This is a genomic window from Acinetobacter sp. SW-226, assembly GCF_055632855.1.
In genome coordinates this window covers 2,634,863-2,648,068 of sequence record NZ_CM145752.1, presented here as the reverse complement: position 1 = coordinate 2,648,068, position 13,206 = coordinate 2,634,863, and the positions used below count along the sequence as shown (strand labels likewise).

Genomic DNA, 13,206 nt, shown 5'->3' with positions numbered 1-13,206 from the left:
TAGAGCATTTCAGTGAGTATATTGTTCCAAAATCACCCAAATTATAATGAGGCTAATTCTGTAGCCTCGTGATCCCGTTCATGGCTCAAACTTTGCTTCAAACGACTGAATTGATTTAGGATGCTAAACATCAATGACAGCTGTTGCAAAATGATCAATGCTTTTTGATCTTCTTCATTATTTTGGCTTAAACGTTGACGAATGGTTTGAAGCATATTCTGTGCAGTTAAATCAGGCATTTCGTCACGTAGCAGTGCGCCTTGGATATTATCAAAAGCGCGATCCATCAATTCTAAAATTTGTGGGTCGTCAATTTTTTCACGATGTGCACCCAGTGCTGCAATATAACTGATAAAGGTATGATTGAGACACAGAAATTCAAATGCCAAACTTTTTTGAGTGGGATCAAAGTCAGGCTCGGTGGCTAAAGTTGAAATGAGTGAAGCAACTTCGGCATCGGTATTGTGCGCTGCACGGCGAACAACGCGATAATTCAAGCCATTGTTGCGTCCAGATTTATACTGCTCAATTACTTCAGCCAAATAATTGCATTGTGCGGCAAGGGAGCGGTAAATGGTGCGGGGGAGACGACGAAATTTCCAATCGGGGAAAATAAAACTCACACCCAACCACGCTAGCCCACAGCCAATCAGGGTGTCAATCATCCTCGGAAGTGCCGCGGCGTAACCCATGCCGTCTAAATTAAAGTTAATTAAAGCCAAAATAGTAATAAATGCAGTGGCTTGAGCATATTGTTTACTGCGAAGTTCGAAAAAGAGGACACCACTGATCACTAACATGACCAATTGGCCTTCAATGGATGGGACAAAATACAAGATGGCATAACCTAAAAGAATTCCCATCAATGTACCTATGATCCGCAAGCGCAAACGGCGTTTGGTGGCATTAAAGTTGGGTTGGCTGACAAATAAAGCGGTCAGTAAAATCCAATAACCATATTGAATATTGGTTACTTGAACAAAAATATAGCCGACCAAGAGCACAATCGAAACCCGTATTGCATGTCGAAATAGTACGGATTCAGGCGTGAGATTTTGTTTAATCCGCACCACAATGTCATCCCAACCTTTGAGATCATCATCTTTAAGCTGACTTTCAATGTGCTTACTTTTATCAAATTTAATATTGCGCTCAGTTTCTAAGTTACGAAGCTGTGCATCAATTGATTTTAAGTTTTGAAATAAGGAAAACAGTGCATTGACCCAAATTTGGTCATATTGTTGTTCATCTTTGAGCTTTTCTAAAGATAAGCGGAGGTTTTCAAATGCATGTTTAAAGCGTTTATTATGCACGTAGGTTTGGCGGTTTAATATGCTGCTACTGAGGTCCTTACAGGCCTTGGCTTGGATGGATAAAATACGTTGAAAGCGAAACAAGATATCACTGTGCTGAAAGATCTTAGCCAGTTTTTGATAGTCAATATGTGCTGAATCTGCACGTTCATGGATATCTTGTGCGACAAAATAATATTGCAAGCTCCGACGGGTATCACGCTGCCCGCGGTCACCTTTTAAACGGGTGAGTAGAGCGGTTTTCATGTCGTTGAATATCGCAATTAATTTGCCATTTTCCAGAGACAGCTCAATCATACTTTGTTGATAACTATTTGGCGTCATATCGACATCGAATAGATTAGACTTGGCAAAGAGAAAATCGGCCAAAGACGAATAACATTTGGATAAGTTATCTTGAACTTGACGCACTGGGAAAAGCAAAAAACTGATGGTTGAAATCAGGCTATACCAAATTGCACCGATGACTAAAAGCGAAGGCTGCATATACCATTGGTCAAAAAGACCGACACCAAGCATGGAATAGACGGAAATAACCAAACAACCATATGAAATGGTTGCATAACGACGTCCCAATGAACCCAGTAAAATAAAACCGATACAGGAAACAATAAGACCTAGCGCAAATAAAATCGGGTGCGGAAATAAAAAATAAATAGAGGTGGCTGTGACGAAAAAACCAATATAGGTATAAATCAAGTTCATGATGCGCACAGAAAAGCGGTCATCAATATCGCTTAAACCCGCTGCAACTGCACCCAGTGTAAGTGGAATAGTTGCCAGTTGGAACCCCATAAAATAAGGTATAAAAGCGGTTCCTGCAAAGGTGATGACCATGCGGAGGTTATACATAAAGGTTGTATTATAAGTAGCCTGTTTTAGGCTCGTCAGCCATGCTTTCAAAGCGCACCTTTATCTGTCTTTTAGGGTTAGACAATTTTCAAATATGAGAATATGTGAAATTTCACTTGCTCAGGTATAAATCATACTATGGAGCGTGTAAACTTGTCTGCAAACTCTCCTTTAAAAAACACATTAATCCTATGTCAACTACACAGGAAAAAGCGGAATATTCTAACGCTTGGATTCTTTTACTCGCTTCACTGACGGCACTGGGCCCACTTTCTATTGATATGTACTTACCCGCTTTGCCACAAATGGCAGATGACTTCGGGGTAAGCACACAAATGGTTGCTAACAGCTTGCCTGCATATTTTCTTGGTTTGGCTCTTGGGCAGCTAATTTATGGGCCTGTAAGTGACCGAATCGGGCGTAAAAAGCCTCTGTATTTTGGATTGAGCCTTTATATTGTGGCCAGTTTACTGTGTGTGTTTGCAAACAGTGAATGGAGCTTAATTGCTGCGCGGGTGTTACAGGCTCTAGGTGGTTGTGTCGGGGTGGTGATTGCACGTGCTGCAATTCGTGACCGTTTGGATATGCAAGCTTCGGCACAAGCTTTTGCCAGTATGATGATTGTGACGACCATTGCTCCAATTATTGCACCAAGTTTGGGCGCTTTGGTGCTGAGTTTTAGTAGTTGGCACAGTATTTTTGCCATATTGATGCTTGTTGGTTTGGGAAGTCTCTGTTGTGTACATTTCTTTTTTAAAGAAACTTTAGATCCAAAGCGTCGGTTAAAACTGAATTTCAATCAAGTACTCAACTTATATAGTGCGATTTTCCAAGATCCAAGTTTTAGACGACCAATGTTTGTCGGTTGTTTTGCTGGCGCGGTTTTATTTTGTTATATCAGTGCCTCAGCTGCCATTTTGATGGACGGGTATGGTTTGAGTCAGCAAATTTTTGCCTATGCCTTTGGTGCGAATGCGGTTGGCATCATGCTTTTCTCAACTTTAAATAAACGTTTAGCACGCAGTTTAAATGTATTTCAACGTTTAAAATTAGGCAGTGCTTTGCAATTGTTAGGGGTTATTTTGCTGTTAATAGCAGGAAGCATGGCATCAGCACCTTTATCTGTAGTGTGTGCAGGTATGTTTTTAGCCGTTGCAGCGATTGGTTTTACGGGACCAAATGCAATGGCAATTGCAATGTCTGAGCAAGGCGCTCGTGCTGGAACGGCTAGTGCTATTATGGGCAGTATGCAATTTGCATGTGGTTTACTTTGTGGCGTGATTCTAAATTTCTTAGTTTGGTCTGCACTTTTAAATATGGCCATTGTCATGGCTATTTTTGTGCTACCGGCTTTGTATTATGTGTTCAAACTTGGGCAAGACGAAGGGATAAAAGCCTAAGTCTGAGACATTTAAATGCTAATCTAAGTGTATAAAAAAGAGACTGTAATCAGTCTCTTTTGATAAATGAAAGCTGTGATCTCTATTCGTCAGTTAAAAAAACAGCAAACTCGTCTACGGGGACCCGTGGTGTGATAAAGCTATTCACAATGTGTTCTGGGTCTGCATAACCTAAAGCGATTGCGCCGACTAATTCTTCATCTGATGATGCACCAAGAATACCCAGTACGATAGAATGAAAGTGATTCCATGCTGCTTGTGGGCAGGTGTCTAAGCCACGTGCTTTGGCTGCAACCATCACATTTTGCATCATCATGGCAATGTCCATTTTAGACCCAATGCCCATGACTTTATTGACTGTAAAAAATAAGCCCACAGGCGCATCAAAAAGTTGAAAATTATGGAGTTGCTGTTGAGCCATTTTACTTTTTTCATTTTTTTGAATGTTGAGTAATCCGTACAGCCCCCAACCATTTTCGCGACGACGGTCAATATAGGGTGAAATCCAGTTTTCAGGATAATAAGCAAAAGTTTCTTGGTATTGTGCTGCTTTTTCAGGATGTTGAAAAAGCTCAAGTTGCGCATGGCAAACACGTTCAACTATTTCGTCGCGTTTTTTCCCAGTGACCACATACACTTTCCATGGTTGTGTGTTGGTCCCTGATGGCGCTCGGCTGGCGACGTGTAAAATATCTTTAAGGGTTTGTACATCAACCATTTGGTTTGTAAAGGCACGAACTGAATGGCGTGAGCGAATTGCTTGATCGACAAGATCGGACATCTGCTGCGTCATAATTATCCTACTTTTTATGCAAAGACGTAGTTTTGACCACTTATTTGGCAGCATGTGGTTATCAATCAAACTAAGACTTTAGTTATAAGAAAAAAATATAGATATCACCGAAAACTCAGTCTATATTTAAGAATATAGGACTTACGCATTGACGGATTCAAAAAAGTATTAAAATACTTTATAAAGTATCTGTGATCAGACGAATTAAACATGCTTCTACAGCAACTTGTACATTACCCATTTATATGGGCTTTCTCATGACAGAACCGAACTCTATTAGCTGCACACAACTTGCCGAGACTTATAATATCTCGCATGATAGTGTAAATCGCTTTCTAGAGCGTGAAGACTACACACCTCACGACCTATATCAAGAATCAATTCAACATATTGATAATAATAAACTTATAGTCAGTATTGATGATACTGTTTTAGATAAACCATATAGTCAACATATGGACTTGGTTAGCTATTTTTGGTCAGGCAAACACCACCGATCCGTCAAGGGTATTAATCTCATTACCTTGTATGCGACAGATCGAAATGGTCAAAATATTCCAATTAATTTCCGAATTTATGACAAATCTGAAAGTAAAACCAAGAATGATTACTTTATGGATATGTTAAGTGAAGTACTCAGTTGGGGTGCAAAGATTCAATTTATTACAGGTGATAGTTGGTATTCATCGACTGGAAATCTAAAAACCATAAGAAAATATGGTATTCGATTTATGTTTGGTATCGACTGTAACCGTAAGGTTTCCCCAGAAAAAGGACAATGGTTTCAACTGCGCTTATTGCCAGATTTCCATCAGGGTCAAGTGATCTGGCTCAAAGATTTTGGCTTTGTACAATTATTTAAGACTCAGTTAAAAGAACAGCAGAGGTTTTATATTGTGCATCAAGATGAAGATGATTTATTGTCCTTTGAAGGTTTTCATGAATTACATTCAAGTCATTGGAAAATAGAGCAATATCACCGGGTGATTAAACAGGTTTGTCATATTGAAAAGTTTCAAGTAAGACGATCTAAACTGATTTTGAATCATATTTTTTCAGCCTTGATGGCCTACGTTGAGATACAAAAGAACCAGTTTGAGCGGATCTTTGAAAATATATATCGTTGGCAGAAGAAATTATTTAGACCAATTATCAAAAACTTCATTGATGACTTTATTCTCGATAAAAATCATCTGCTACCACAGAGAATCTATAAGTAATAGTGCGTAAGTCCTAGAATATATGAAGAATTGTTACTTAATTATTGCAAAAACATTTTTAAATTGTAATTTCATAATTCAAAGCAGATGAAGTGTGATGCTTATTCCAGTTTAGAAGGTTTCTAATTAGACTTTAGTTGCAAAAGTAATAAAAGATCATATCCAAAAACATCGAAATGTGCGATTTTTCATCTTTATAAGATTGTTCTATACATAAAGAGACCGAAATGGAATGGTTTTTGTATAGTAAATTTTACTGAAATGGAATTTTTGACTTACCACTAACTATGTAATAAAGGAAGCTTGCGTATGCGTTTAGCCCTCACTAAAAAGCCATTTGTCGCTCAAAGCCTAGCACTCAGTGTTGCCGCGTTGATGATGACAACGACTCATGCAGCAACGAAAGAACAACAAGAGCTTGCTCAATTGCGCGCTGAAGTTGCTGAGTTAAAAGCTTTAATGCAACAGCAGCAACAAGTTCAACAACAACAAGCCGTTCAGATTCAACAAGTCAAAGCACAGCCAGTACCACCTGCGAAGCCTGAGTCAGCATTGTCTTCATTTAAATCTAAGTCAGGTGCTGACATTAACCTATATGGTTTTGTTCGTGGCGATGCAAACTACATTATTGAAGGTGCGGATAATGACTTCAATGGTGTACATACATCAACTGGGGGAACTAAAGACAAATTACGTGCAACTGCAAAAACCACACGTCTAGGTTTAGATTTTAACACCAATGTCGGTGCGGATAACAAACTTGGCGGTAAAGTCGAAGTTGATTTTGCGGGCTCGACTACAGATAGCAATGGTGCTTTACGTATTCGTCATGCGTATTTAACTTATAACAACTGGTTATTTGGTCAAACCACATCTAACTTCCTGTCTAACCATGCGCCAGAAATGATTGATTTTGGGACCAACGTGGGTGGCGGTACAAATCGTCTTCCACAAGTCCGTTATGGCTTTAATTTAGCGCCTGCAACTAAACTATTTATTTCTGCTGAAGAAGGTGATAGTAGCGGTACAAACATTAAATACAGCGTACCGAATTTAACAGCAAAATTGACGCAAGGTTTTGCAGATGGTAAAGGCTCACTGTCTGCACGTGCTTTAGTTGAAAACTATAAATCTGCGAATGACTCTGATACTGCTTGGGGCTTAGCAGCAGGTGTAAATTATCAAGTAATGGACCCGCTAAAACTAAGTGCCGATGTGTCTTATGTTGATGGCAACAGTAATTACTTATATGGTAGTAACGCTGCATATGTAGTTAATACTGCAAATAACAAAATTGCTCAAAACGAAGCTTTTGCTGTGCAAGTCGGTGGTACGTATAAGTTCAATGAAAAATTACGTTCGACTTTAGCTTATGGCGCACTGTTTGCGGATGATGGTACGGATTACGCAACTTTAAATCCAACGGCGAATGAAGAAGTTTACCAAGCATGGATTAACTTTATCTATTCTCCAGTTAAGCCATTGGACTTAGGTGTTGAATATATCAATGGTAAACGTGATACCTTTGCAGGAAATAGCTACAAAGACAACCGTGTTGGCTTGATGGCGAAATACAGTTTTTAATTAATAAACTGTTTATAAAAACTTAAGATGCATGCATAATTCACTTGTGTATGCATTTTTTTTTGCTTGAACAAGGGTTAAATGTATTTGTTACAGGCTTAGATCTTACTCCCAATCATATTTATCCAAAAACCACTGCAAGAGATGATCGTTCTTTTGCGGTGTTGTGACATTTGATAAAGCTGAGTTATCTAATTTACAAATACGAGAGTGATTTATCACTTAAGGGTTTTCTATGGATTTAATACTAAATCCAACATATACGCTTATGCTAGCGGTGTTGGTGCTCTATGTGGGACGTATTTTAAATAAGTACATCCCATTTCTAACCAAATACAATATTCCAGAACCAGTTGCAGGTGGTCTAGTTGGGGCGATTTTATTTTATCTAATCCATCAGTTTTTAGGTTATACCATTTCCGTAAATAAACCAATGCAAGATACATTCATGCTGATGTTCTTTGCGTCTATTGGTTTGAGTGCAAACTTTGCAAAACTCAAGGAAGGCGGTAAGCCATTATTCATTTTCTTGATTGCTATTTCGGTCTTCGTTTTAATCCAAAACGGTGTCGGTATGGCTGTAGCTTCAGCATTGGGCTTGGATCCTTTGATGGGTGTGATTGCAGGTTCGATTGCCTTAGTTGGCGGTTTAGGGACAGCAGGCGCTTGGGGACCAATTTTTGAGACCAAATATGCTGTTGAGGGTGCATTACCAATGGGGATCGCGAGTGCGACCTTTGGTATGGTTGTCGGTGGCTTAATGGGTGGCCCATTAGCACGCTATTTAATTCGTAAGCACAGTTTGGCATCACCATTGAACGCTGATATGCGTCAAGAAAATAAAGATGCGCCCCTGACTGATGGGGAGTATGCTTTTGAAGCTCCACAAAAAGTACGTCTAATCACTGCTGATAATGCGATTGTGACCTTGGGGATGTTTGCATTTGCTTTGGCATTTGCAGAAGTGTTGAAAAACCTTACAGTAGGTACGGCATTTGAGTTACCAACGTTCGTTTGGGCCTTGATGGGCGGTATTATTTTACGTAATGTTGTTGAGTCAGGTTTTAAACGAGAAATCTTTGATCGCTCAATTGATGTTTTTGGTAATACTGCTTTAGCATTATATTTAGCGATGGCTTTGGTTTCTCTGAAATTATGGCAGTTGGCTGATCTTGCCGTTCCGATGATTGTACTGTTGGTTGCTCAATCAATTGCGATGTGGGTATTTGCGGTATATGTATCCTTCCGTGTCATGGGTAAAAATTACGATTCTGCGGTACTCGCTTCAGGTCTATGTGGTTTCGGTATGGGGGCAACGCCAAATGCAATTGCAAACATGCAAGCCATTACCAATATGTATGGACCTTCACACAAGGCATTTTTGATTGTTCCTCTAGTAGGGGCATTCTTTATTGATTTGGTGAATGTTGTTGTGATCCAAACGATTTTGCAATTTTTTGGTTGATTTTTGATTAACCTTTGGCCCTAGGAAACTAGGGCTTTTTTGCTTTTAAGCCTTTCACAATAATTAGGATATCGAGATGAATGATCAATTGAATGAAACATTACTCGGGTGGGTGAATACACTGAATGGACCGCTATGGGACTTTTTAGTGGTTTTTCTGGTTGCCGTTGGTGTGTTTTACACGCTAATTACGGGTGCGGTGCAGGTTCGTTTATTTTTACACAGCATCAAGGTGATGAAATCAAGCCGTAAGGAATGTGATGATGACCATGGCATTACACCTTTTCAAGCTTTTGTAACGGGGCTTGCAAGCCGTGTTGGTGTGGGTAATGTTGCTGGTGTTGCGATCGCAATTGCGATTGGTGGACCGGGTGCAGTTTTTTGGATGTGGGTGACTGCATTTTTAGGCATGAGCTCAGCTTTTGTTGAATCATCTTTAGCACAATTGTTTAAAGTACGTGACCAAGAGAATAAACAGTTCCGTGGCGGCCCTGCTTATTATATTACCCAAGGTCTGAAGCAAAAGTGGTTGGGTGTAGTTTTTGCTGTCACTTTAATTTCAACCTATGGTTTTGTATTTAATGCAGTACAAGCCAATGCCATTACAGGTGCAACAGCACATGCATGGGGTTGGGACAAAGCCAATTTGGCTTTTGAACTGGGTGGCATTCATATTGTGGTGTCTTGGGTTGGGCTCGGTTTAGTCTTGCTAACTGCAGTGATTATCTTTGGTGGGATTAAGCGTATTGCGAAGGTTGCTGAAAGCTTTGTTCCATTTATGGCTATATTGTATTTAGTTGTTGCACTTTATATTGCCATTATTAACTATGCTATTTTGCCCGACATCTTTCAGCTTATTTTCTCGAAAGCATTTGAGTTTGAGGCGGCAGCAGGTGGATTCTTCGGTGCGATGGTTTCTATGGCAATGATGATGGGGATTAAACGTGGTTTATTCTCTAATGAAGCAGGTATGGGTTCAGCACCAAATGCGGCAGCTGCATCAGATGTGAAACATCCCGTAAACCAAGGTTTAGTACAAATGCTCGGTGTATTTGTGGATACGTTTGTGGTGTGTTCATGTACAGCAATTATTATTTTGGCGTCTGGTCTGTATCACGATGCTGGGTTTGAAGGTGTTGCATTAACACAAATGGCGCTAGAGAGCCAAATTGGTTCATGGGGGGATGACTTCCTTGCAACGATTTTATTCTTATTCGCTTTTTCATCAGTCATTGGTAACTACGCCTATGCAGAAGGCAATGTGCAATTTATTAACAACAACGCCAAAGTGATGTTTGTGTTCCGTATCTTTGTTTTGATTATGGTCTATCTTGGTTCAGTGATGAGTGTGCCTCTTATTTGGAACACTGCGGATTTGTTCATGGGCATCATGGCCACCATTAACTTGTTTGCCATTTTGTTATTAACACCATTCTTATTGATGTTGTTAAAGGACTATATCGGTCAGCTCAAACAAGGAGTGAAAGAGCCAGTGTTTAAATTGGACAACCATCCTAAATTTAAAGATAAAGTCAAATCAGACATTTGGTAATTCGCCAGAAAGCCTCTACTTAAAGTAGGGGCTTTTTTATGCACTAATAGTCGTACATTAATGAATCTTCAATGGAGTTCGTGCATCAGCCATTTTCTGAGCTGTCTTGAAATCACAAAGAAAGTTCTTTCTCCTTTTTAAAGGAGAGGGCTAGGGAGAGGATTTATAGGAAGAATCCGACCTCATTCTAAGCTTTTCACCAAGAGAGAAAGTGACGTTCAACACTTATTTTATTGTCAGTGAATGATTATTTTTTGACTGCTTCAAGAGCTCTAATGAGTCAAAATTTATGACCAAACTGAGTCCAATAGGTGACTAGACTACAAAAAGATAGGCACTTTAGGTTTAAATATGTGGATCAGGAGCTGATTACACATACTGGATGATACTAAAAGGGGGAAAAGAATTATAATAAGAGAATGCACACTTTTACGAAAAACAACAGTCAGAAGACTACGGATTTTCATACACTATGTTGCTTAAAAATTTCTTCTTCCTTAGCGTTGGTGAATTATGTTGAAATTAAAAATTAGCCTGTTGTCGCTTACATTGCTTGTCTTGGCTGGTTGCCAAAGCATGCCAAAAGCAGACCAAGACCTGTCAAATCAGCTTGGTGCAACACATAATAATTCCAACGAAGCTCAGGAAAGAACCGATCGTATTAATTTTAAACAGCTTAAAAAAGAGCAAAATCGGCCAATTATTGCTCTTGTCCTTGGTAGTGGCGGTGCCCGTGGTTACGCACATATTGGTGCAATACAAGTACTGGAGCAGTCAGGTATACACCCTGATTTTATTGTGGGAACCAGTGCGGGTAGTATAGTGGGCTCCCTTTATGCCAGTGGTAAAAATGCAAATGAACTGCGTGAAATTGCACTCAATATGAAAGCCAATGATGTACGTGATATTCGTTTGGGTATGAAAGGTTTTTTTGATGGTCAAAAAGTTGAGGACTATGTTAATGAACAGGTCAAAGATGTTCCTCTTCAACGTTTACCAACACCGATGTATGTGGTTGCAACACAACTAAAAGAAGGTAAAAAAGTCGTTTTTAATTATGGAAATACAGGGCAAGCAGTGCGTGCATCGGTGTCCATTCCGAGCATGTTTATCCCGACTAAAATTGGTGAAGATGAGTATGTTGATGGCGGTTTAGTGAGCCCAGTTCCTGTCGATGTAGCGCGTAAATTAGGTGCAGATATTATTATTGCTGTAGATATTTTAGCGCAGCCGATGTATACCGAAACGTCGAATGTATGGGGACTATTTAACCAAAATATCAATATTATGCAAAAGAACCTTGCGCAAATAGAGCTGAAAAATGCCGATATTGTGATTCAGCCAGACTTACGTGAGAAAGTACATATTTTTGATGTGAGTGGGCGTGAAATGACGATGAAAGCAGGACAGGATGCAACTGTTGCTCAATTGCAACAGATTCAAAAAGTGTTCGCTCAAAAAAATTATAAACAGAAACTGAATATTCAAGCGATTCAGGCACGCATGCAGTAGTAGATATATATTTTGGCAAATGAATAGGTGAAATTAAGGGCTGTGCTCTTATATGTAGCGATGTTCATGCGACTGAATGTGAATTGTACAGTCAAATATATGTGATAGAAAACTGGTTGAAGTACCAAGAAGGCTTATAGATTCAACAGCTTAGTCTTCTTTATATATATTTTTTTGAATGATGGGAGAATCGCTATAAATAATAATGATGGTTTTGTTACCAAATTTAGTCTGTAAAACCGATATAATATGCGCCACATATCCTATTATCTTCCGAATTAGAGAACGCGATGTCCCCATTAGATCAAATTGCTGCGGCTGCAGATGACCAGTCTGAACTCACTATGTCGGTCTTAATGACACCAGATATGGCGAATTTTTCAGGAAATGTGCATGGTGGCACCATTTTGAAACTGTTAGACCAAGTTGCGTATGCGTGTGCAAGTCGTTTTTCTGGCAGTTATGTAGTGACCTTATCGGTGGATAAAGTGAACTTTAAAGAGCCGATTCATGTAGGTGAGTTGGTTACTTTCTTGGCAAGTGTGAACCATGTGGGGCGGACTTCGATGGAAATCGGTATTCGTGTTGAAGCGCAGAATATTCAAAAGCGTACAGTACGTCATACCAACAGTTGTTACTTTACTATGGTGGCGGTCGATGAAAATGGTAAGCCAAAACAAATTCCTGCATTGAACTTGGATAATGACTGGAAGCGTTGTCGTTTTGAAGCGGCTGAGCAACGTAAAGTTGCGCGCTTACAAGAAAACCATCACCCTTCGTGCAGTATTTATAAAAAAACATCGCATAGTTAAATGCAATGAAAAGGTCTCCTATATAGGAGACCTTTTTTTATGTCTAAAATTTATTTATTAAAGAAATTAGCACAAGTGCATTTTTAAGTATAAAATGAAACGATACGTAGCGTATCGTTTTGGTGTGATATGAATGTTGAGAAAGGTTCTAAACGAAAACAATGCATTTTAAATGCTGTACTGGCAGCTTTGTCAGAGGCAGATTATTCACAGTTCACTATAGAAGATATTGCTGCACGTGCAGGAGTTGGAAAATCCACCATTTACCGATGGTGGAAGCACAAATCTGATTTGGTTTTTGAAGCATTTAAATTGCATACCGAATCCGTCTTTGAATTGGATTTTGAGCAAAGTTTAGAGCACAACTTAGTACAACAATTATCTAAACTGGCAGTGGCCTTGAATCATCCAGTGGGGCGAGCACTGTTGGTGGTCATGGCAGAGCATCGCGAAGCTGCAGGGTTATTTTTCCAAGAGTATTTACTGCCACGTCGTGTCCAAACCCGTAAATTAATTCAGTGTGCAATTGAGCGTGGTGAAGTACGCGCAGATTATCCTTTTGAGTTGATGCTCGATACTTTGTATGGACCGATTCATTATCAAATTATTTTTTTTAACCGTATGCCTGATGACGCCTATATTCACAATTTGGTTCGGTTGGTAATTGCACCTGCACAGCGACATGTGCTTTTAGAGGAATAGA

At 39.5% G+C, this 13,206-nt stretch carries 10 protein-coding genes; 8 read left to right on the top strand and 2 right to left on the bottom strand.

What is annotated here, in order from left to right; genetic code table 11:
* Positions 1–41: 41 nt before the first annotated feature.
* On the bottom strand, positions 42–2,216 hold the full coding sequence (yccS, locus tag ACZ8ZH_RS12630) for a YccS family putative transporter (protein WP_470247745.1): 2,175 nt from the start codon (positions 2,214–2,216) through the stop codon (positions 42–44).
* Positions 2,217–2,356: 140 nt separating this feature from the next.
* Here yccS and ACZ8ZH_RS12625 point away from each other — a divergent pair, with 140 nt between their 5' ends.
* Positions 2,357–3,565: a multidrug effflux MFS transporter gene (locus tag ACZ8ZH_RS12625; RefSeq protein ID WP_119063567.1), complete on the top strand. Its 1,209-nt coding sequence runs from the start codon at positions 2,357–2,359 to the stop codon at positions 3,563–3,565.
* An 82-nt stretch (positions 3,566–3,647) separates the two neighbouring features.
* Here ACZ8ZH_RS12625 and ACZ8ZH_RS12620 read toward each other — a convergent pair whose 3' ends face one another.
* Positions 3,648–4,358, bottom strand: a complete 711-nt coding sequence (locus ACZ8ZH_RS12620) for a nitroreductase (protein ID WP_119063566.1) — start codon at positions 4,356–4,358, stop codon at positions 3,648–3,650.
* Between the two features lie 191 nt (positions 4,359–4,549).
* On the opposite strand from ACZ8ZH_RS12620, the gene ACZ8ZH_RS12615 reads away from it, so the two are divergent.
* From ACZ8ZH_RS12615 to ACZ8ZH_RS12585, 7 genes are all read left to right on the top strand, one after another.
* Positions 4,550–5,578: an IS701 family transposase gene (locus tag ACZ8ZH_RS12615; RefSeq protein WP_086197162.1), complete on the top strand. Its 1,029-nt coding sequence runs from the start codon at positions 4,550–4,552 to the stop codon at positions 5,576–5,578.
* Between the two features lie 309 nt (positions 5,579–5,887).
* Positions 5,888–7,162 (top strand): DcaP family trimeric outer membrane transporter, encoded by a 1,275-nt coding sequence (locus ACZ8ZH_RS12610; protein ID WP_119063565.1) that lies wholly within the window; start codon positions 5,888–5,890, stop codon positions 7,160–7,162.
* 235 nt (positions 7,163–7,397) lie between these two features.
* Complete coding sequence (gene gltS / locus ACZ8ZH_RS12605) at positions 7,398–8,627, top strand: sodium/glutamate symporter (protein WP_119063564.1); 1,230 nt, start codon at positions 7,398–7,400, stop codon at positions 8,625–8,627.
* A gap of 76 nt (positions 8,628–8,703) precedes the next feature.
* The gene (locus tag ACZ8ZH_RS12600; protein ID WP_119063563.1) at positions 8,704–10,179 is read left to right on the top strand and encodes an alanine/glycine:cation symporter family protein; all 1,476 of its coding nucleotides are present in this window, start codon (positions 8,704–8,706) and stop codon (positions 10,177–10,179) included.
* A 513-nt stretch (positions 10,180–10,692) separates the two neighbouring features.
* Entirely contained in the window at positions 10,693–11,691 is a 999-nt protein-coding gene (locus tag ACZ8ZH_RS12595) for a patatin-like phospholipase family protein (RefSeq protein ID WP_086208499.1), read from the top strand.
* A 290-nt stretch (positions 11,692–11,981) separates the two neighbouring features.
* On the top strand, positions 11,982–12,503 hold the full coding sequence (locus ACZ8ZH_RS12590) for an acyl-CoA thioesterase (protein ID WP_058869179.1): 522 nt from the start codon (positions 11,982–11,984) through the stop codon (positions 12,501–12,503).
* Positions 12,504–12,632: 129 nt separating this feature from the next.
* Positions 12,633–13,205, top strand: a complete 573-nt coding sequence (locus tag ACZ8ZH_RS12585) for a TetR/AcrR family transcriptional regulator (protein WP_110975084.1) — start codon at positions 12,633–12,635, stop codon at positions 13,203–13,205.
* Position 13,206 lies beyond the last annotated feature (1 nt).